The organism is Rhodococcus sp. 14-2483-1-1 (genome assembly GCF_002259335.1).
Taxonomy (GTDB): domain Bacteria; phylum Actinomycetota; class Actinomycetes; order Mycobacteriales; family Mycobacteriaceae; genus Rhodococcoides.
The window spans coordinates 245,319-265,030 of record NZ_NPFX01000006.1 but is presented as its reverse complement, the minus strand read 5'-3'; the positions used below and the strand labels follow the sequence as shown (position 1 = coordinate 265,030).

Annotated in this window: 19 protein-coding genes; 16 read left to right on the top strand and 3 right to left on the bottom strand. The window is 62.1% G+C overall.

Annotated features, from left to right (window positions below):
- A partial coding sequence (locus CH294_RS06370; protein WP_141216462.1) for an NAD-dependent epimerase/dehydratase family protein occupies positions 1-180 on the bottom strand: 180 nt, incomplete at its 3' end.
- A gap of 116 nt (positions 181-296) precedes the next feature.
- Between CH294_RS06370 and rfbA the strand changes: the two genes are divergently transcribed.
- The 4 genes from rfbA to CH294_RS06350 all read left to right on the top strand — a co-directional run bounded on the left by rfbA (position 297) and on the right by CH294_RS06350 (position 3,960).
- The gene (gene rfbA, locus CH294_RS06365; RefSeq protein WP_094737385.1) at positions 297-1,172 is read left to right on the top strand and encodes a glucose-1-phosphate thymidylyltransferase RfbA; all 876 of its coding nucleotides are present in this window, start codon (positions 297-299) and stop codon (positions 1,170-1,172) included.
- Positions 1,169-1,768 (top strand): dTDP-4-dehydrorhamnose 3,5-epimerase, encoded by a 600-nt coding sequence (gene rfbC / locus CH294_RS06360; RefSeq protein ID WP_094737346.1) that lies wholly within the window; start codon positions 1,169-1,171, stop codon positions 1,766-1,768. Before rfbA ends, rfbC begins: the two co-directional genes overlap by 4 nt.
- 195 nt (positions 1,769-1,963) lie before the next feature.
- Positions 1,964-2,986: a GDP-mannose 4,6-dehydratase gene (gene gmd, locus CH294_RS06355; RefSeq protein WP_032405419.1), complete on the top strand. Its 1,023-nt coding sequence runs from the start codon at positions 1,964-1,966 to the stop codon at positions 2,984-2,986.
- On the top strand, positions 2,983-3,960 hold the full coding sequence (locus CH294_RS06350) for a GDP-L-fucose synthase (protein WP_032405420.1): 978 nt from the start codon (positions 2,983-2,985) through the stop codon (positions 3,958-3,960). Before gmd ends, CH294_RS06350 begins: the two co-directional genes overlap by 4 nt.
- A gap of 38 nt (positions 3,961-3,998) precedes the next feature.
- Here the strand turns inward: CH294_RS06350 and CH294_RS06345 are convergent, their stop codons facing one another.
- Positions 3,999-6,146, bottom strand: coding sequence for an acyltransferase family protein (locus CH294_RS06345; RefSeq protein WP_094737345.1), 2,148 nt, complete (start codon positions 6,144-6,146; stop codon positions 3,999-4,001).
- Positions 6,147-6,388: 242 nt separating this feature from the next.
- On the opposite strand from CH294_RS06345, the gene CH294_RS06340 reads away from it, so the two are divergent.
- From CH294_RS06340 to CH294_RS06310, 7 genes are all read left to right on the top strand, one after another.
- On the top strand, positions 6,389-6,937 hold the full coding sequence (locus tag CH294_RS06340) for an acyltransferase (RefSeq protein WP_094737344.1): 549 nt from the start codon (positions 6,389-6,391) through the stop codon (positions 6,935-6,937).
- Between the two features lie 228 nt (positions 6,938-7,165).
- Positions 7,166-8,614: a hypothetical protein gene (locus CH294_RS06335; protein ID WP_249305105.1), complete on the top strand. Its 1,449-nt coding sequence runs from the start codon at positions 7,166-7,168 to the stop codon at positions 8,612-8,614.
- On the top strand, positions 8,611-9,519 hold the full coding sequence (locus CH294_RS06330) for a glycosyltransferase family 2 protein (RefSeq protein ID WP_094737343.1): 909 nt from the start codon (positions 8,611-8,613) through the stop codon (positions 9,517-9,519). Before CH294_RS06335 ends, CH294_RS06330 begins: the two co-directional genes overlap by 4 nt.
- Positions 9,509-10,312 (top strand): glycosyltransferase, encoded by an 804-nt coding sequence (locus tag CH294_RS06325; RefSeq protein WP_094737342.1) that lies wholly within the window; start codon positions 9,509-9,511, stop codon positions 10,310-10,312. Before CH294_RS06330 ends, CH294_RS06325 begins: the two co-directional genes overlap by 11 nt.
- A 29-nt stretch (positions 10,313-10,341) precedes the next feature.
- Positions 10,342-11,727 (top strand): hypothetical protein, encoded by a 1,386-nt coding sequence (locus CH294_RS06320; RefSeq protein ID WP_249305103.1) that lies wholly within the window; start codon positions 10,342-10,344, stop codon positions 11,725-11,727.
- Positions 11,724-12,242 carry an acyltransferase gene (locus CH294_RS06315; protein WP_032376074.1) on the top strand — a complete coding sequence of 173 codons (519 nt, stop codon included), beginning with the start codon at positions 11,724-11,726 and terminating at the stop codon, positions 12,240-12,242. Before CH294_RS06320 ends, CH294_RS06315 begins: the two co-directional genes overlap by 4 nt.
- Positions 12,242-13,507 (top strand): glycosyltransferase family 4 protein, encoded by a 1,266-nt coding sequence (locus tag CH294_RS06310; protein ID WP_094737341.1) that lies wholly within the window; start codon positions 12,242-12,244, stop codon positions 13,505-13,507. Before CH294_RS06315 ends, CH294_RS06310 begins: the two co-directional genes overlap by 1 nt.
- On the opposite strand, the gene CH294_RS06305 is transcribed toward CH294_RS06310, so the two are convergent.
- Complete coding sequence (locus CH294_RS06305; RefSeq protein WP_249305101.1) at positions 13,459-14,526, bottom strand: cellulase family glycosylhydrolase; 1,068 nt, start codon at positions 14,524-14,526, stop codon at positions 13,459-13,461. The two genes, CH294_RS06310 and CH294_RS06305, sit on opposite strands and share 49 nt — an antisense overlap.
- 60 nt (positions 14,527-14,586) lie before the next feature.
- Between CH294_RS06305 and CH294_RS06300 the strand changes: the two genes are divergently transcribed.
- From CH294_RS06300 to CH294_RS06280, 5 genes are all read left to right on the top strand, one after another.
- A complete protein-coding gene (locus tag CH294_RS06300; protein WP_230592676.1) occupies positions 14,587-15,183 on the top strand; it encodes a serine acetyltransferase in 597 nt (198 codons plus the stop codon).
- Positions 15,180-15,713 (top strand): DapH/DapD/GlmU-related protein, encoded by a 534-nt coding sequence (locus tag CH294_RS06295; RefSeq protein WP_249305099.1) that lies wholly within the window; start codon positions 15,180-15,182, stop codon positions 15,711-15,713. Before CH294_RS06300 ends, CH294_RS06295 begins: the two co-directional genes overlap by 4 nt.
- Positions 15,714-15,716: 3 nt before the next feature.
- Entirely contained in the window at positions 15,717-16,820 is a 1,104-nt protein-coding gene (locus CH294_RS06290) for a glycosyltransferase (RefSeq protein ID WP_094737340.1), read from the top strand.
- Positions 16,807-17,517: an SGNH/GDSL hydrolase family protein gene (locus CH294_RS06285; protein WP_094737339.1), complete on the top strand. Its 711-nt coding sequence runs from the start codon at positions 16,807-16,809 to the stop codon at positions 17,515-17,517. The genes CH294_RS06290 and CH294_RS06285 overlap by 14 nt, the downstream gene beginning before the upstream one ends.
- A 387-nt stretch (positions 17,518-17,904) precedes the next feature.
- Positions 17,905-19,524, top strand: a complete 1,620-nt coding sequence (locus tag CH294_RS06280; protein WP_094737338.1) for a polysaccharide biosynthesis tyrosine autokinase — start codon at positions 17,905-17,907, stop codon at positions 19,522-19,524.
- The last annotated feature ends 188 nt before the right edge of the window (positions 19,525-19,712 follow it).

Genomic DNA, 19,712 nt, shown 5'->3' with positions numbered 1-19,712 from the left:
GTCGGCGATGTCGCCGTGCACGAAGTCGATGCGGTCGGCGACTGGCTCGAGGGATGCCTTGTTGCCTGCGTAGGTGAGCTTGTCGAGCACGGTGACCTGCGAGTCGGGGCGTTGCGCGAGGGTCTGATGTACGAAGTTCGCGCCGATGAACCCGGCCCCGCCCGTGACAAGAATTCTCATGAACCGGCACGCTACTAGTCGGGCATGCGGTAGCACCTTCACGGCGGTCGATGTCACAATTGACTCGTGTGGCTGCACCGCGCGGGCTCGCGATATCTCTGGAAGACTTCGCGGTCATGCGGGGAATCATTCTGGCGGGCGGCACGGGCTCGCGTCTTCATCCGATCACGATGGGCGTCAGCAAACAGCTGGTCCCGGTCTACGACAAACCGATGATCTACTACCCGCTCTCGACCCTGATCCTCGCCGGGATCCGCGAGATCCTCATCATCACCACCCCCCAGGACGCCGACCAGTTCACCCGCCTCCTCGGTGACGGCTCCCAATTCGGCATCGACTTGACCTACAAGGTCCAACACGAACCCAACGGCCTCGCGCAGGCATTCGTCCTCGGAGCCGAGCACATCGGCACCGACAGTGCAGCATTGGTGTTGGGCGACAACATCTTCTACGGCCCCGGCCTGGGAACCCAACTGTCCCGCTTCGAGACCATCGACGGCGGAGCGGTCTTCGCCTACGAAGTCTCCGACCCCACCGCCTACGGCGTCATCGAATTCGACGACAACCGCAAAGCCATCTCGTTGGAAGAAAAACCGGCCGCCCCGAAATCGAACTACGCCGTCCCCGGCCTGTACTTCTACGACAACGACGTCATCGCCATCGCCCGCGACCTCGAGCCCTCCGCGCGCGGGGAATACGAGATCACCGACGTCAACCGCCACTATCTCGAGGCCGGCCGCCTCCAGGTCGAAGTCCTGCCCCGCGGCACAGCCTGGCTCGACACCGGCACCTTCGACTCCCTCCTCGACGCCTCGAACTACGTGCGCACCATCGAACAACGCCAAGGCCTGAAAATCGGATCCCCCGAAGAAGTGGCCTGGCGACGCGGATTCATCACCGACGACGAACTGCGCGTGCGCGCCGAGAAGCTCGTCAAATCCGGCTACGGCACCTACCTGCTCGATCTGATCGACCGAGGACACCGAGCATGAGCTTTCGTGAGTTGAGCATCGCCGGTGCCTACGAATACACCCCACGCCAGTTCGGAGACGACCGCGGCGTGTTCTTCGAATGGTTCAAAGCGTCGGCGTTCGAGGAGACCACCGGCCGAGCGCTGGATCTGAAGCAGGCGAACTGCTCGGTCTCCGCCGCAGGCGTGCTCCGTGGGATCCACTTCACCACCAACCCGCCCGGGCAAGCGAAATACGTCACCTGCGCCCGCGGAGCGTTCCTCGACGTCATCGTCGACCTGCGGGTCGGCTCCCCGACGTTCGGGCAATGGGACTCGGTGCTGATCGACGACATCGACCGCAAAGCGGTGTTCCTGTCCGAAGGACTCGGCCACGCCATCCTGTCGCTCGAAGACAATTCCACCGTCATGTACCTGTGCTCACTCGAGTACACCCCGGCCCTGGACCGCGACATCAACCCCCTCGACCCCGCCCTGGGCATCGACTGGCCCACCATCGGACGCGACGGATCACCTTTGACCTACGAGCTCTCCGACAAGGACACAGCCGCCCCCACCCTCGCCCAAGCCCTCGAAGCAGGAAACCTCCCCACCTTTCACGTGGCTGGACGTCCGTAAACCGAACGGTCTTCGAAATGGATGGTGCTAAACAGTCCTAATTCTGGAATGTGTCGACGTGTCGGGCGTTGAGTCAATAGTTCGCTGAAAAAGATACTTGCACAGTGGTTTTCGCAGGATCCATATTCTCTGCATCAAAGTCGGTCCCCTTGTACGCTGTCCCCAGCATGCTCGGCGTGTCCGAACGGAGCAGGTATGAAAAAGGCGTTCATAACGGGGATCACCGGTCAGGATGGCTCATACCTGGCGGAGCTACTGTTGGCCAAGGGATACGAAGTACACGGATTGATTCGCCGTGCGTCGACCTTCAATACCTTGCGAATCGAGCATCTGTACGTGGACCCCCACGTGTCCGCAGCAAAGTTGTTCCTTCATTACGGGGACCTCAGCGATGGCACACGAATGTTGATGCTCATGGCCGATATTCGTCCCGACGAAGTCTACAACCTCGCTGCGCAGTCGCACGTACGGGTCAGCTTCGACGAGCCCGAGCACACCGGTGACACAACAGGAATCGGATCCATACGACTTCTCGAAGCAGTGAGACTGGCTGGAGTGAAATGCCGCTTCTACCAGGCATCGAGTTCTGAGATGTTCGGTGCCAGTCCGCCACCGCAGAACGAGGACACTCTGTTCTACCCACGCTCTCCGTACGGAGCAGCGAAGGTGTACTCCTACTGGGTGACCCGGAACTATCGCGAAGCGTATGGACTCTTCGCGGTCAACGGGATCCTGTTCAATCATGAATCACCCCGGCGTGGTGAAACATTCGTGACGCGCAAGATCACTCGAGCTGTTGCGCGAATCAAAGCGGGAGCAGAGAGCCGGCTGTACATGGGCAACCTCGATGCCATCCGAGATTGGGGGTACGCACCTGAATACGTCGAGGGGATGTGGCGGATGCTGCAAGCCGATCGGCCACAGGACTACGTGCTCGCCACCGGCGGTAGCTATACAGTGAAAGACTTCCTGACGGTCGCATTCGAGCACGCGGGCCTCGACTGGCGGCAGTACGTCGAATTCGACGACCGCTATCTCCGTCCTACCGAAGTGGACGCGTTGGTCGGCGATGCTAGCAAAGCAGAAAGAGAACTGGGCTGGAAAGCATCGGTCCACGCGCCCGAACTCGCGCGAATCATGGTCGATGCGGATTGCGAGGCGCTCGCCCACGAAGGACGGCCCTGGATCGACACACCTGCGTTGACGGACTGGCCATGAGCACACTGGAGTCTACGCAGAGAGCGACAACGATCGACCGCGATGCAACGTTCTATGTTGCCGGCCACAAAGGGTTGGTCGGCTCGGCAGTGTGGCGGCACCTCGAAGGTCGTGGCTTCACCAACCTGATCGGCGAAACCTCGACCGATCTCGACCTTCGTGACCGCGCTGCGGTGTTCGACTACATCGAGCAGAACAAGCCGACCAATCTTGTACTTGCCGCAGCCAAAGTGGGCGGAATCCTGGCAAACAGCACCTATCCCGTCGACTTCATCTCCTCGAACCTACAAGTGCAGGTCAACGTACTCGACGCAGCGCTACATTTCGGTGTCGAACGGGTCCTTTTCCTCGGGTCGTCGTGCATATACCCCAAGCACGCAGCGCAACCGATCAAAGAGGAATACCTCCTGACCGGTCCCCTCGAGCCGACCAACGATGCCTACGCAATCGCGAAGATTGCCGGAATTCTTCAGATCCAGTCGGTTCGCAAGCAGTACGGACTGCCGTGGATATCCGCGATGCCGACCAACCTGTACGGCCCAGGTGACAATTTCTCGCCCCAAAGTTCGCATGTCCTGCCCGCACTCATACGCCGTTACGACCAAGCCGCCCGGGACGGAACAGCGGCAGTCACCAACTGGGGTAGCGGTTCTCCCAAGCGCGAGTTTCTACATGTGGACGACATGGCCTCCGCATGCTTGCATCTGTTGGATCACTACGACGGTCCCAGCCAGGTCAACGTCGGAACGGGTGAGGATCAGACCATCAAGGAAGTTGCAGAGATGGTCGCCGACGAGGTCGGCTACTCGGGGCGAATCGACTGGGACACATCGAAGCCCGACGGAACGCCTCGCAAACTGCTAGACGTCTCGACGCTGAAGAAGTCCGGATGGAAGCCAGCAATCTCGCTGCGCGAGGGTATCGGTTCGACAGTTCGATGGTATCGGGAGAACATCGACCGTATACGTCAGTAGACATGCGACGAAAGGTCGGCCGCTCTTGCTGCTCGGTTTCACACGCCATTCGTTCGGAGTAGTTCGGCGAGCGCCGGAGCGACCTTCGCCCCGTAATCGATTGTCATGTGCGCAGAATCGGATTTCATGGGAGTGGTTCCGACAAAGCTGGGGCAGTAGTTGTCCGGGGTGCAGAACAGGCTGCGGGTGTCGACGTAGGTTCCACCCACCCGGTAGGCCAGGTTGCGATCCGCACGCGAGCGCGCCTTCCATGTATCCGTCACCCTGCTCAGACAGTCGGCGGGCTTGCTGGTGCGGGTGTAGCAGTCCGCTGGCTTCTTGTCGTTCGGGGGAGCCGCCAGGATCAGGATCTTTCCGACGTTCGCTGCGAATTGATCCGTCAGCCGCTTCACCCCGGGGATCCACAGCTCCGCTGCGATGTCGGTGTGCAGATTGGTGATGATGACGACGTCGGGACTCACCTCGTTCACCGCGGCGATGGCAGCAGCTTTGCGCGCCGGGCACGCTGCGGAGGTGTCGGCATCTTGCGTGCTCACGTCCATGTCGACGAAGGTGCAACCGAACATGGCCTCCGAGCGAGCCTTCCACTGCCTGCCGCTCGCTTCCGCAAAGTTCTTGATCGGCTGTACGAAGCTCATCGCCATCGAATCGCCGAGAACCATGATGGTCTTCGGCGCGTCGGGTGCACCCCACGTGCACTGCGCCGCGTCGGGGCGGTCGACCAGTCCACATTCGGCGATCCCACCCGGGGCTTGAGCGCCGGTGATGGCTTCGTCCATGGTCGGACTCAACGCCGGCCACTCGGTTGCGTCCACCGCAGCATCGATCTCGGCGGCCAACGCAGATTGCGCGGGGCCCATAGGCGTCGCGACTTCGTCTGAGGCAATCGCTGGGTCGGTGGCAGCTCTGGCCGGCGGGGTGGCCGGCGGCTCGAGAGGTTTGAGGGAGAAGGCCGCCACGGCGACCGTCAGCAACGTCAAGGCACCGAGCCCTGCATACCGAACAGCCGGCGGATAGTCCTTGCTGCCGAGTCGATTCTTTCGCCTTCTTCTCGCCTCGGCTCGCACGGCCCTCGGCTCGAGAAAATTCGACCGTCGAATCGGATCCTCCACGAAGTGATAGGAGGCGACGGAGAGCCCGAACGTCGCGAACAAGACGGTGATGTAGTAGTACGCGTTCACGTCCATGATCGATCCGAGTATCACGATGATGGGCCAGTGCCACAGGTACAGGGAGTACGAGATGTCGCCGATGTACACGCTGACCTTGTTTGTCAGCGGAGCGATGAAGGGAGTGGCTGGTCCGATGCCCGCGGCGATCACCATCGCCGCGCCCGCAACGGGGATCGCAGCCAACGGCGCGGGAAACGCCCCGGACTCGCTGACAACTAACGCACCTACCCCGATGGTGCCGAGCCCCAACCAAGCCAACGGCGCGCGTGCAATTCGCGGGAGGTTCGAAATCCAACCGGCCCCGATGGCCAATAGCGCGCCCACCCCGAGCTCCCACACGCGCGTGAACGTGGAGAAGTATGCCCAGGACTGATCGGTCGCGGTGTCGTGGAGTGCCCAGACGAACGATGCCGCGACGATCGACCCCATCACCGCGGCCGAGAGCACACGCTTGACGTTGCCCGGCCAGGAGCGGCGCGCCACCAGCAACCCGATAGCGAACATCAGCGCGGGCCAGACGAAGTAGAACTGCTCCTCGACCGACAGCGACCAGTAGTGCTGCAAGGGCGAAATTGCCGCGTCTGCGTTGAAGTAGTCGGTCCCCTCGATCGCGAATCTCCAGTTCGACGCGAAGAAGAACGCCCACACGGCATCCATCCCTATCGATGCCGCACGACTCGATGCGTACACCAATGCGCCTGTGGCAGAGGTCAGTACGAGTACGAGGGTTGCAATCGGCACGATGCGACGGATTCGGCGACGATAGAACCCAGCAAACGAGATCGATCCCGTTTTGTCGAACTCCCGCAGCAACAATCCGGTGATGAGGAAACCGGAGACAACGAAGAACACATCGACACCGATGAAACCCCCTCGTGGCCAACCGAAGAGATGGTCGACGATCACCAGCAGGACCGCCACCATCCGAAGACCTTGGATGTCCGCACGGGTAGCGGAAGCCGTGATTCGACGTCTGCGTCGGCGCGGGCTGGTCGACGGCTGGGTCGTGGTCATCCGCGGGTCCTCACGGTGAGTCTGCACAGTCGAAACTGACAGGTCGGTTGTTCGGCGAATCGTAGCCCGCCGTCGTTGATTGCGAGGCCGTGTTCCGGCCTTCGTGTACGGGAAACAATCCTGATGCCGAGTACATCTACGGATGTTGTGTTGGCACGCCGCTATCCTGGCCGTTATCCAGGCCCGTCCCTTGATGTTTCGTCGTACGGCCGATGGCGGTTGGCTGAGGATAGTCTGTCGCAATGAGCCTGCAGCGGAAGATTCTGTTCGGTGAGATCGATCAAGTGCTTCGTGATGTTGTCCTGAATCGATTCGTTGCGAGTGGCACGGTGCCCCGAAAGCTCCGAAACATGTTGCTACGCCGCGCCGGACATGACATCCATCCAACATCTCTGATCAACGCCGGGGTGTTTCTCGGTGCCTGGCGGGGGCTGGACCTAGGTGAACGTACATTCGTCAATTACGGCTGCTTTTTCGACCTGGGGTCGGAAGTGACGATCGGACGAGACACTCGGATCGGTTATCAATCTATGTTCATTACTTGTGGACACGAAATCGGTGGTGAATTCGACCGCGCGGGCAAAACGGAGAACCAGCCGATCGTGATCGGTGCGGGTTGCTGGATCGGTGCACGAGTGACCGTTTTGCCCGGTGTCAGCATTGGCGACGGTTGTGTCATCGCATCGGGGAGCGTAGTTGCTGCGAACTGCGTGCCGAATGGCTTTTATGCGGGCGTCCCGGCTGTCCGCAAGCGCTGTCTACCAACTGATTTGGATCCCAAACAAATCTGAAACAGGGCGCATGTCGCTTTTTCTTCCCCGCTACTCATAGGGCGACCGGTTTTGTCGGGAATTTAGGCGATGAACATGGTTTATTCGAGCGAGTTCGCGAACTAGTCGCGAATTCAACCGATTTTTTCTGCTCTATCGCGATATGTTCTGCGTGCGAGTAATTCTCGCGCTAAGCTGCCGAAATAATGCTCGAGGGCACTTCGGGGGGATTGGATGGGATATGTGCCGATGAGCGTTGCATACCATCGAATTCGTCCCGATCGGTTGCATGCGACGGTGTTTCCCGAGGCTGAGTTTCTGCGGGAAGCGCCCGTGCCCAAGCGTGCAGTGAGTGTCGCTCCAGTGCGAGCAGCCGGTGCCCCCAGGGCCGGCCGCAAAGCAGACCGAGACGGTGCAGTTCTCCGATCCCCCGAGCGGGTCTGGCTCTTCATGTTGGGTGGCACGTCTGCGCTGCCGCTGATGAACTTCACGGTCACTGGATTCTCGATCGTGTGCGTCGCGATCGGGTTGGCCTATCTACTGCCGGGCCCGAGACGGAGAACTGCGACTCCGCTGGTGTTTGCCTTGATAGGAACCGGCGCCTATCTCGCTTCGGCGTGGGTCAACGACACCAGCTACCTCTCTCCCGACGTTTTCGCCTTCGGCTCGTTCGCGTTGTACTTCTGCGGCATCACCGTGCTGGCAGGCGATATCGAGCGCATAGCCACGGTGCTGCTCGGAATCGCCTTCGGCTCGGTGTTCTTCTATGCCATGATCGGCACCTTCCTCACCTCTGCCGGCAGCGTGATCGACCTGTGGAAGTACGGGGTAGCGCCTTCGGCAACCATCGCGGTGCTCTACTTGATGGCCACCTGCCGAATGCGCACCTCAGCAGTCGTCGCTGCTTTGCTGTCTCTCGCTGCTCTGAGTCTCGTACTGAACTTTAGATCTCACGCCGTGATCTGTTGCGCGGTCGCTTTGCTACTCCTGCTGTCGAAGTACCGGAGGGGTGCGCTCTCTCTCGGTAGTCGTGTGGTGACACTCGGTGCTTTCGCAGTGGGGTTCACGTGGGCGCTCGAATATGCCGCTCGCGAGGGATTGCTCGGCGGTTCGCTGCGTGAGAAAGTGCTGATGCAGTCGGATGGTTCGGTGCCCATGTTGCTCGCCGGCCGCACCGAGCCACCACTTTCCCTCACCGCCATCGTGAACAGGCCGTTTCTCGGGTGGGGTGAAGCCGACAACATCTCCCACGAGGTGTACGTGCAGGCGCAGCACACCGCGATGGCGGTGGGTTTCGACAGATCCTTTCCCTTCGAGTACGCGTGGAAGCTCAGCAACGGATCGATTTCTCTGCACTCGATTCTGCTCGGGTCATGGGCGGAGGCAGGGGTGCTGGCCGTCCTACTGCCGCTGTGGCTCCTGTGGGCCTGCTACCGCTTGGTCTTCGTGGCAGATTCCGCCGGACCGTGGACTCCGCTGATGATGTATCTCGGCATGCAGAGCATCTGGGATCTGCTGTTTTCGCCGTGGTCGTACAACCTCCCTGCGGTCCTTGCTTGCCTGGCATGTTGTTGCGTTGCAGTGAGTTCGGACGGTCGGCATCATGACGGCGACGCCAAGGACGCACATCTGCTGATGCGCCTTCTGCGAGACAACCGTGCACCGCGGAGTCGCCACGTATCGGAGGCGAAACGATGAAGACTCACTCGAGTATCAGCGTGGTGATTCCCACGATCGGTCGGCCGAGCCTAGGTAGTGCTGTCGACAGCGCTCTGAGTCAATCCGTCGGCGTCCACGAGATCATCGTGGTTGCCGACACCGCCGAGCCCTTGACTCTGCCGACGGACAAACGAATCCGCGTTGTGCGTACCGGCCCCCGATCGGGTGGAGCCAATGCGCGTCAATACGGAATCCAGGAAGCAACTGGCGACGTCATTGCTCTGCTCGACGACGACGACCTGTGGCATCCCTACAAACTCGAACGACAGCTGGCCGAAGTCTCGGAAGCCGACGGTAGCCGCTGGGTGGTCACCTGCAAGTGCGCTGTCCGAGAGCCCGGTCACCGTGAGAAGATTTGGCCCAGAACCCTTATCGGTGAGCGGCAATCGGTGGCCGACTACCTGTTCACCCTCCATCGCTTCACCCTGGGTGATGCAATGCTGCAAAGCAGTACGTTGTGTTTCCCCCGATCGCTCGCGCTCGAGGTGCCTCTCAATTTCGCGCCGGACTCCATCCACGACGAACCGGGATGGTTGATGGAACTGCAGCACCGGGTTCCCGATCTGACCATTCGCCACGTGCCGGAATGCTTCTCGATCTACAACGTCAGCGAGAACTCGGTATCGCGCAGTTCGGTGGACGTGTCGGAGAAGTACATCCAATGGGGTCGAGAACACCTCCGAGACGCGAGTGCGCGTGTTCGCGGCGACTACTTCTTGTTCAGTGCGGTCACCGCGGCAGCGTCCGCGCAGTCCCTGTACGGCATCCGTCGTTCGGTCGTCAGTGGCTTCTCCGAAGGCCGGCCCGGGGTGCACGCGATGGTGTACGCCGCGGCGAAGTTCGGCAGAACTCTCATGGGGCAGGTGCGGTCCCATGCCCATTGACGCCACCCTGAGCGTGATCACCATCAGCTACCACGATCCGGCCGGACTGGCCCGCACGCTGGACAGCGTCGCCGAGCAGACCTACGCGCCGCTCGAACACATCGTTATCGACGGCGGATCGGGCCCCATCGTCGAGAAGATGCTCGGCGACGCACAGCCGTCGTACTGGCAGTCTCGAGCAGATGGTGGACGCTACGACGCCATGAACCAGGGGATCGACCGTGCCACCGGAGATGTGGTGTGGCTGATGCATTCCGGCGATTGCTTCGCCGAGCCGGATTCCGCGGCGATCGGAATGGCGGCTCTTCACGCAGCCGGATCCGTGCGAGACCGGTGGGGATACGGCCGGGCCCGGATTGTCGGCGACCCGGTACGCGAGGGCATCGAATGGGGGTACAGCCCGTTCGAGATGCGAAACTTCGCCCTCGGTATTCGCCCGATCCCACATCAGGCGGTGCTGTTCGGCATGGACCTGCTCCGACGGATCGGCAATTACGACGTGAACTTCGGACTGGCGGCAGACCACCTGTTCATGCTCGAGGCAGCACAAGCAGAACTGCCCATCGTCATCGACGCCGTGCTGTGCAACTTCGATGCGGGAGGGGCCGGAAGCGTTCGCTCACAACGCGATCACTTCGCCGACATCCGGCGCGCCTGGGATGCGGCCGGTTACTACCCATGGGGGCGTCGAGACATCACGGATCTGGCTTCTCGCCTGGTCGAGTATTCGGCGCGATCGAAGCAGTTCGCACGGTCGGTGCTCTCGCGTCGGACACGGATAGGTGGTCGGTGATGTCCGGCCGCCACCGCAGAGCGAGCGAGATGGACGACGACGATGATGTCGTCGCCGGTGCCGGCCTGGACACCGTCGAACGCAGGGCCGTGATCCTCAGTACCGTGTTCCGAATCATCGGCACGCCCGTCGTTGCTGTTGCCGGACTCGTGAGCGCGGGCCTCGTCATCCGGGCCACCGGCCCCTCGGCCTACGGCGTAGTTGCGTTGGTGGCCACGGTCGGACTGCTGCTGCCTTTCGCCGATCTCGGCATCGGAGCCGTGGTGACGAGTGCCACCGCGAGGTCACGGGACCCCATCAACGACGACTACGCGCTCGCGGTGATCCGCCGTGCGTACCGAATCCTGGCGCGGGTGTCCTTCGTCGTGGCGGCTGTCGCCGTCGCGGTGATGGTGTTCGACGGCTGGGGCGCACTGATAGGAACCACTACCGGCCCCGAAGACAGGCTTGCCATCACGGTCGCGGTAGCCCTGTTCGGCGTGACAATTCCGGCGGGCCTGGGTCTACGCATTCTGATCGGAGTCGACCGCGCACAGCTGATCGTCGTTGTGATGGTGAGTAATTCGCTCTTCGCGTTGCTGGTCACCGCAGGGATGTATGCAAGCGGAGTCCGCGGCATCTGGTACGTCTTGCCGCCACTCATCGGTGCCTTGCTCGGAAATCTCATGGGTACCGTTCTGGCGCTGAGGGTTTCAGGCCTCGGGGTGTCGGTCTTCCGGCGAGCGGTAGTGGCGATACCGACCAAGGGTTTGCTCGAGGGATCGCTGTGGCTGTTCGTCGTCAGCGTCGGCATACCCTTCGGACTACAAGCCCAGCGAATCGTGCTCTCACACCTGTCCACTCCTCTCGAGTTGAGCCGGTACGCGCTGATGGCGCAGCTGTACGGGCTGTGCTGGTCGGTGTTCTCGACCGCCGCGCTGGCATTCTGGCCGATATTCGTCAAACGCCGTGCTGCGGCAGAACAAACCGTCAGCCTCTGGATGACGTCGACCCTGGGGTTCGGACTGGTTGCTGTGGTTGCGGCCATCCCCTTGGTCCTACTCAGTCCATGGCTCGCAGATGTGCTCTCGGGCGACACGATCGACATACCGTCGGTGCTCGCCGGGGCGTTCGCGGTCCTGCTCGTGGCGCAGTGCCTTCACCTGCCCTCTGGCATGTTGCTGACCAAGCCGACGGAGGCACGTTGGCAGGCCGGATGCCTCGCCGCGATGGCTGTGGTCACCACCGTCGGGGCAATTGCGGTAGCACCGGAAACGGGCGCCGCCGGAGTTGTCCTGGTCACCGCAGGGGCTGTGGTCTTGTGCCAGTTCATCCCCGACCTCGCCTGGGTCCCCAGGCTGGTACGGCAACGTGGCAACGACGAGAGTGCGTCCCCCGCAACGATCGAACTCGAAGCCGCATCGAGGATCTCATGATCGACGTCGCGAAGTTCCTCCCGCTGTTGCGCACCCTCAACAGGATCGACCAGGACGCCTATATGACCGTTGTGGTCAAGCTGCTCGAGCGCGCGGGCGTGACGATCGAGGGTAGGCCTCTGTGGATCTCGTCCTCGGTGTTTCTCGACAATTCCGGCCCGGGCTCGATCACCTTCGGTGACCGCTGTGTTGTGTCGGACGCCGTCAAGATACTCACGCACGACTTCTCTCTCGACCGAGTGGCAGAAGCGCGCGGAGAACTTCCCTCCGACGAGGAGTTGTACCGCCGGGCACCGGTGTCGATCGGTGCCCGAGCATTTGTCGGACTGGGAACGGTCATCATGCCCGGTGTTGTTGTCGGCGACGACGCCATCATCGGTGCCGGGTCCGTGGTGACGCAGTCGATCGCACCGGGAGATGTGGTGGCAGGCAATCCTGCTCGCCGGATCTGTACGACCGACGAGCTGTGGGACAAGAGGCGGTCGGAATTCGAAGTACGGAAACGGAGACGCTGATGCGTGTCACTCTGATCGGCCTCAACTACAAGCCCGAAGTCACCGGGATCGCCCCCTACACTGCCGATGTCGCGGAAGGTCTGTCGGAACGTGGCTACGATGTCCACGTCGTCACCGGCTTCCCGCACTATCCGCAGTGGGCTCCCGATCCGCGCTATGCCGGTCCGACCATCGAGGAGATGGTCGACGGTGTGGACGTCACTCGGCATCGCCATTACGTCCCGGGCAATATGACCGTCACACAGCGTGCGCATCTCGAGCTGTCCTTCGGCAGCAGGGTAGCGCGCAGCCGAATCCCGGCCTCGGATGTGGTGGTGTGCGTATCACCCGCGCTGGTTTCCACCGGCCTGGTGATGGCCCGACTCAAGGCACAGCCGTTCCGCCCGGCGCTGGGGGTGTGGGTGCAAGATCTCTACAGCCGCGGTGTCATCGAGACAGGCACGATGCACGGGTCGAGTGCCAGTGCGACAACCAATCTCGAATCCGGAATTCTTCGTGCTTCCGATGGGGTAGCGGTGATCCATCAGCGTTTCGCTGACTACGCCCACGATGTTCTGCGGGTGCCGGAGAGCAAGCTCAGCGTCATCCCGAACTGGACACACATGCCGTATCAGGCCTCGATGAGCCGCGACCATGCGCGTGATCTGTTGGGGTGGTCACGAGACTCGGTGATCGCGCTGCACTCCGGAAACATGGGACTCAAGCAGGGCCTCGAGAACGTCGTCGACGCCGCGCGGGAGTCGGACCGTAGAGGTGGGCCGGTGAAGTTCGTCCTGATGGGCGACGGAAATCAGCGCGAGATGCTCGAAGAACTGGGCGCAGGCATCGCCTGCCTGACGTTCGTACGGTCGCTGCCGGAGAAAGAGTTTCGCGCGGCACTGGATGCCGCGGACGTCCTGCTCGTCAACGAGCGGCCCGAGGTGTCCGAAATGGCAGTCCCGAGCAAACTCACCGCGTACTTCGGCAGCGGCAGCCCAGTTCTGGCGGCCACAGCGGCCGGTAGCGTCACCGATCAGGAGGTGCGATCGGCCGGTGCCGGGATACGCGTGGACCCTGCAGATCCGGCGGGTCTGGTGGAGGGCGTGATAGCCCTGGCCTCTGACCCCGAGAAGTCCGCGCAGCTGGTCCGGTCAGGGAATAGATACCTGCAGCACAACATGTCTCGTGCCGTTGCGCTGGACAGGTTCGAGAAATGGGTGCGGACGCTGGCCGCCGCTCACCCTACGAGGGCGCGGACCGCATCGAGTGCTCGCTTGGGGGTGTAATCCGACCGCACCAGGCCGTAGTTGTAATCCGGCACAGCACTTCCCGTCATCGAATCTCGGAAGTCGAAGACGAACACCGGCCCCGCGTAAGGTAGCTGCGAGAGCGTGGAGATGCCGTCGACCAGTATGTCGGCCTGCCGCTGCTCGTCTACTCCCGGACCGGAACCGACTGTGGGCGCACCGAACTCGGTGAACCAGATCCGCTTTCCCGTGTCCCCATGACGTTCCATGACGGCGCGGACGGCGGCGATCTCGTTGGCCGAGGACCATGTTGCGGTGGGCTCACTCAAGAGGTGCGGGCTGCTGTAGGGATGCATCGAGACTGCATCGAAGGTCGCGGCCCCCGCACACCGGTAGAGGGCATCGACGAACGTTGCAGGAGACAGATCGTTGGTGGAATCGATTGCGGGCGAGGTCGGTCCGGTGATCACCAGGGCACCAGGTGCTGATTCTCGAATTGCCTTAGAGGTCGAGGTGAGAACGTCGCAATACTGCTCGGGGTTCACGCTCGGGCCGTAGCTGGCTGCGACGTTCGGCTCGTTCCACACCTCCCAGGCCGTAATTTTGTCGCGATAGCGAGCTGCTGCAGCAGAGGCGAACTCAGCAAACCGCTCGGCTGATTTCGGCGCGGGATGTGAGACCAGTGCGTATTCGGTTGGCACTGCCCACGTGGGTGCCCAGGTCAGAACGCCGAGCACTGCCAGGTTGCGTTCGGTGGCCCACTCGACCTCCGCGTCGGATCGACTCCAATCCATCGTGCCCTCGACGTTCTCGATATCGGACCACTTGACCAGCAACCTGATTCCCGTGAAACCGGCGTCGGCAACGGAGTCGATGTCACGCCGAACATCGGACCCGGGCATTCCGATGCTGGCAACGTTACTGGCAATGCGAACTGCATCCCACGACGAAACGGGACTGGGGTCCGGTTCTGGGCTCCGTTCGGCCTCAACGTTTGTCGCCGTGCACGACGCGGCGAGGATCAGCACGAATGCCAGCGGAACCCATCTGCGTCGCACGGCCATACGATGCAGTATGACGGGTGGACACCACGGCTGCGCGACCATAGATTTGCACGCATGCCGTACACCGCGAAGAAGTCCGTTCTGATCCGGCTGGCTCGCATCTGGGCGCGGCCGCTGTGGTGGGGCGTGCAGACATCGGGAAACGAAGAGTTGATGCGCGCAGATGTGGATCGGTGGATCGAATGCATCGGAAACGACGCGCTTGTCCCGCTGGATGCATATTCGCGATTCGCGTACCTCGCGGGTGCCCTGCATGAATTCCGAAACGTCGTTCATTTTCGGATGCGGCAGAGTCCTTTGGTGGTACGGATCGTCCTGAAGAAAATCTACCGACCGGACCGGACGATCCTTCTCGAATCGAATTCCATCGGCCCCGGGATCTTCCTGCATCACGGCAACGGAATCATGGTCTCGGCCACCTCGATCGGTAAGAACTTCTGGGTGAACCAGCACGCGTCGGTCGGCTATTCACCGAAAGGTCGACCCACGATCGGGGACGACGTCATGGTGGCGGCTGGAGCCGTCGTCGCGGGGCCGATCGTGCTCGGTGACGGCGTGACTATCGGTGCCAACGCTGTGGTGGTCAAGGATGTGCCCCCGGGCACCGTCATGGCTGCGCCGCTGGCGCAGCCACTCAGGAAACGGACGTGACCGATCGCTCGCTCGTAGGTTTCACCGGAGCGGGATACGACAAAGGCAGACAGTTCCACGTTCAAGTGCTGTGGATGCTCGCGTCGAGTCTTGTGGTCTCGCACTGGTGGTGCCCGAATTCGGTTCGGTTGCGGATCCTCCGAATGTTCGGCGCGAAGATCGGCGTCGGTGTCTTGATTCGGCATCGGGTTCGTATCCACTGGCCGTGGAAGTTGACCGTCGGCGACTATTCGTGGGTCGGTGAGGACGCGTGGATTCTCAATCTCGAGCCGGTGTCCATCGGCGCGAACACCTGCATCTCCCAATCGGTCCTGCTGTGCGCCGGCAGTCACGACCGACGCTCCGGGACCTTCGAGTTCGACAACGCACCCATCCGTGTCGGTGACAGAACGTGGATCGCGGCCCGCGCGACCGTGCTGCGCGGTGTCACCATCGGCAACGACGTGACGATCGGTGCAACGGCGTTGGTGACCACCGACGTCCACGACGGCATGACAGTGCTCGCACCCGCCGCTCGTAGATCGGAGTAAGCGATGCGAATCCTGCACGTCGTAACACTGATCTCCGAGGACGGTGCCTATGGCGGGCCCGCGCGGGTTGCCCTCAACCAAGCCGAGGCGCTCGTCGGTCTGGGCCACGACGTCACCGTCGTCGCGGCGGGAACTGACCCTCCTCCGAAGTCGGGTGCTGTGGTCATCGAGCTCTTCCGACCGCGAAGAGTGATTCCGCGCAGTGGATTTGCTGGCCTTGCCGCACCTGGCATGCTTCGTTGGATTGCCGGGAGGGCTGGAACGTTCGATGTCGCCCACTTGCACCTCGCCCGTGATTTGGTGACGCTTCCTGCCGCTCGGCTCTGCCGAATGCGGGGAGTGGCGACAGTGGTACAGACCCACGGGATGATCGATGCAAGCGACAAGCGGCTTGCCGTCCCGCTCGACGCGCTGGTCACTCGGTCGGCGTTGCGCCGAGCGGCCGCCGTCCTCTATCTCACCGACCGCGAGCGTGCCGATCTGATCTCGGTCGCGGGCCCTGAGATGACGTTGTCGAAACTGATCAATGGCGTCCCCGCGCTGACGGAGAAGGCTCCGAGCGCCGATCTCGAAGTACTGTTCCTGGCGCGCTTGCATCCACGCAAGCGCGCCGACCTCTTCGTGGAGATGGCGGAAAGCCTTGTGCGCGAGCATGAATCGGTGACATTTGCGATTGTCGGTCCGGACGCAGGGGCCGGAGACGCGGTAGCGCAGCGGACCGGGCCCAGGATTCGCTGGGAAGGACCTTGTCCCCCCGCGAAGACCGCAGAACGCATGCGGGCGGCCAGTGTCTACGTACTGCCTTCGGTCGACGAGCCGTACCCGATGTCCGTGCTCGAAGCCATGGCAGTGGGGCTGCCCGTGGTGGTCACCGACAGTTGCGGTCTCGCGCCCGACATCATGCGCATCGGCTGCGGGATCGTGGTACCTGGTGGTGCGCTGAAGCCCCTGGTCGACGCCGTTCGCTGTTTGCTCGACGATGCTGAGCTACGGACCGAGATGGGCAGGCGGGGTCGGGTAGCGGCGCACAGCGAGTTCGGCACCGACGCTGTGGCCCGGGAACTCGACGAGCACTATCGGGAAGCAGCGCAGCATGTTTCGAGGTAAAGCGCTTCTGGCGACCTTGTTGGCGATCGTTGTCGTGGTCGGTGTTGTGGTTATCGGCCTGCGATACGACGCGACGCGCACCGAACAAGGACCGTCCGGCACATCCGCTACGCCGTTCGCTCCGCCTGCCAACGGTGGGCCGACCGCCGTCTTCATCGGTGATTCGTACGTATCAGGAGCAGGTGCAAGCGATCTCGGTCATCGTTGGACATCGCTCGTCTCGATGTACAAACTCTGGACGGAGGAGAACATCGGAATCGGTGCGACGGGTTACGCACTTGCGGCACCGGGATGCGGAGCGGAACGCTGCGGCAGCTTCGAGGAGATGGCCGGTTACGCGGTGACTCTGAACCCACCCGTCGTCGTGGTAGGAGGCGGCATCAATGACTTCGACCAGTTCGTTCGGGATCCCACCGCCATCGTCAACGCGATCTACAACACGATGGGCGTGCTTCGCACGGGGTTACCCACCGCAAGGATCATCGCTGTCGGGCCTTCTGCGGCGGGCGAGGTTCCCCCGTTTGTCACGGCCTACGAGGGCGTGGTGCGCGATGCGGTGAACGCGATCGGTGGAGAGTTCGTATCGCTGACCGACCCGGACGTAGTCGACGAGAGCATGCTCGATCCCGATAAAGTGCACGTCGACGACAAAGGACACGCCGCCATCGCGGCGGCGGTCGAACAGGCTTTGAAGTAGCCCCGTCACTTCAGAGCGGACTGCACTCGTCGACTGACGGCAGTGTGGCCCGGACTGCCCAGGAGCGCGAGGATCGGCCCCCGAGTGTCGAGAATCACCTCAACTTTTCCGCGTGCCGGACTGCCGTCTAGCGTTCCGGCGCACACGGGTCCGATATCTGGATCCGCCCCTGCGGGGGCACGGATCCAATTCATGTGAATCGGGCTGTGTGGGGGCAGTGAATCCTCACAACGGGACATTTACTTGATAGTGCTCGTGAATCGAACTAATGAATTGACCGAAACGGTGGGCCTTCTCATCCATTGCACAGAAACCAAATACCTATGTAACGATTGAGCCACGCAGTGACACGTTGCGGGTTGTACGAACGGACGAGGAGCTCGAAGCATGGAGATACAGGATTACCTGAAAATCCTGAAGGCGCGGTGGATCATCATCGCCGTCACCGTGGTCGTAGCGATCCTCGGGGCTCTGGGTGCATCCCTCCTGACCACACCGATGTACGAGTCGAGCGCCAGAATGTTCGTCTCCACGTCCGGCGGAACATCGGTGAGCGAGACCTATCAGGGCAACTTGTTCTCGCAGCAACGTGTGGCGTCCTACTCCGAATTGGTCACCAGTGAAGCGCTGGCAGCGCGAGTTCTCGATGTACTCCCGCTCGGTCTGACGCCGTCCCAGCTGGCCGCGAAGGTCAAAGCATCGTCCACTCCGGATACCGTTCTGTTCGACATCACAGTCACCGACTCCTCTCCTGCGCTTGCTCGTGACATTGCCAACGCGATGGCTTCGGAGCTGACGACTCAGGTTCGTGACTTGGAGACGCCGGAGGACGGCGGAACTCCGTCGGCCGGGGTGAAGACCTTCCAGCAGGCCGATGCCTCGTCGACGCCTGTCAGCCCCAAAACCAAGCGCAACCTCGCCCTCGGTGCCGCGGTGGGCCTGCTGCTCGGAATCGCACTGGCGGTGTTGCGTGACCGTCTGGACAACACGATCAAGAATCGTCGGGAGATCGAGTCGATCTCCGGCAAGGCTCTCGTTGGCACGATCCCGTTCGACAAGGAACGCAAGGCACATCCGGCCGTCGACTTCCAGGACCTCGGTCAGTCGTCCAGCGCCGAGGCCTTCCGTGAGCTCCGTACCAACCTGCAGTTCCTCGAAGTCGATCATCCGCCGCGCGTCATCGTTGTCACCAGTGCGATCCCGAGCGAGGGTAAGACGACCACAGCGGTCAACCTGGCCATCTCGCTTGCCGAGGCCGGCCACCACGTCGTTCTCGTCGAAGGCGATCTGCGCCGTCCTCGCATCTCGAAGTACATGGGCCTCATCGGTGCAGTGGGTCTGAGTACCGTTCTTGCGGGCCAGGCGAAAGTGGACGAGGTGCTTCAGCCGACCCAGTACGAAGGCCTACAAGCCATGGCGTCCGGCCCGATACCGCCGAACCCGTCCGAGCTGCTCGGCTCGGAAGCGTCCCGCGCCCTGCTGGTGGAACTGCGCTCCAAGTTCGACTACGTCATCGTCGATGGCGCTCCGTTGTTGCCGGTCACCGATTCGGCCGTTCTCACCACACACACCGACGGTGCCCTCCTGGTCACCCGCTACGGGCACACCAAGAGCAACGAATTGTCCAGGGCCATCGGCAATTTGGAGACAATCGGAGCGCACGTTCTCGGTGTGGTGCTGGCATTGACGCCCTCGAAGAAGGGCGACATGTACAGCTACTCGTACAACTATGCCGCCGATACCAACCTGCCCAAGCAGGTGACACCGCCAGTGCCCGCGCCGACACCTCAGGCACCAGTCGCCCCACTGACGCCGGTCTCGCCTCCCACTCCGGCACCGGTGCATGCTCCGCCGACACGACAGTCCTCCCCTCGGGCTGCTTCTGCGTCGCCTGCTGCCGGTCCGCGTACAGCAGAGGCAACTCGGGAACCCGAGTCATACCCCCGATCCCATCGGCCGGAGACTCTGCCCAGAAACGGCTCCGGAGAGCCGAGACTGCGGAAGTAGTCCGAGCCTGCAGAAGCAGACAGAAGAGGGCCGAACTCAACTCGATCGCAACGAGTTGGTCTTCGGCCGTCGGCTGGTGCCGGTTGGTAATTCAGGTGCCGCGTCCGAAACACCAACGCTTCGCGACTACGTAGGTTCAGTCTCGGGTCCAGCGGCAGGCAGCGCAGGTGCACTCTTGGGTGCGTCTG

Excerpts from the sequence above, each read along its gene's own strand:
- rfbA (WP_094737385.1), top strand. The coding sequence starts at position 297 with ATGCGGGGAATCATTCTGGCGGGCGGCACGGGCTCGCGTCTTCATCCG.
- rfbC (WP_094737346.1), top strand. The coding sequence starts at position 1,169 with ATGAGCTTTCGTGAGTTGAGCATCGCCGGTGCCTACGAATACACCCCA.
- gmd (WP_032405419.1), top strand. The coding sequence starts at position 1,964 with ATGAAAAAGGCGTTCATAACGGGGATCACCGGTCAGGATGGCTCATAC.
- CH294_RS06350 (WP_032405420.1), top strand. The coding sequence starts at position 2,983 with ATGAGCACACTGGAGTCTACGCAGAGAGCGACAACGATCGACCGCGAT.
- CH294_RS06345 (WP_094737345.1), bottom strand. The coding sequence starts at position 6,146 with ATGACCACGACCCAGCCGTCGACCAGCCCGCGCCGACGCAGACGTCGA.
- CH294_RS06340 (WP_094737344.1), top strand. The coding sequence starts at position 6,389 with ATGAGCCTGCAGCGGAAGATTCTGTTCGGTGAGATCGATCAAGTGCTT.
- CH294_RS06335 (WP_249305105.1), top strand. The coding sequence starts at position 7,166 with ATGAGCGTTGCATACCATCGAATTCGTCCCGATCGGTTGCATGCGACG.
- CH294_RS06330 (WP_094737343.1), top strand. The coding sequence starts at position 8,611 with ATGAAGACTCACTCGAGTATCAGCGTGGTGATTCCCACGATCGGTCGG.
- CH294_RS06325 (WP_094737342.1), top strand. The coding sequence starts at position 9,509 with ATGCCCATTGACGCCACCCTGAGCGTGATCACCATCAGCTACCACGAT.
- CH294_RS06320 (WP_249305103.1), top strand. The coding sequence starts at position 10,342 with ATGGACGACGACGATGATGTCGTCGCCGGTGCCGGCCTGGACACCGTC.
- CH294_RS06315 (WP_032376074.1), top strand. The coding sequence starts at position 11,724 with ATGATCGACGTCGCGAAGTTCCTCCCGCTGTTGCGCACCCTCAACAGG.
- CH294_RS06310 (WP_094737341.1), top strand. The coding sequence starts at position 12,242 with ATGCGTGTCACTCTGATCGGCCTCAACTACAAGCCCGAAGTCACCGGG.
- CH294_RS06300 (WP_230592676.1), top strand. The coding sequence starts at position 14,587 with ATGCCGTACACCGCGAAGAAGTCCGTTCTGATCCGGCTGGCTCGCATC.
- CH294_RS06290 (WP_094737340.1), top strand. The coding sequence starts at position 15,717 with ATGCGAATCCTGCACGTCGTAACACTGATCTCCGAGGACGGTGCCTAT.
- CH294_RS06285 (WP_094737339.1), top strand. The coding sequence starts at position 16,807 with ATGTTTCGAGGTAAAGCGCTTCTGGCGACCTTGTTGGCGATCGTTGTC.
- CH294_RS06280 (WP_094737338.1), top strand. The coding sequence starts at position 17,905 with ATGGAGATACAGGATTACCTGAAAATCCTGAAGGCGCGGTGGATCATC.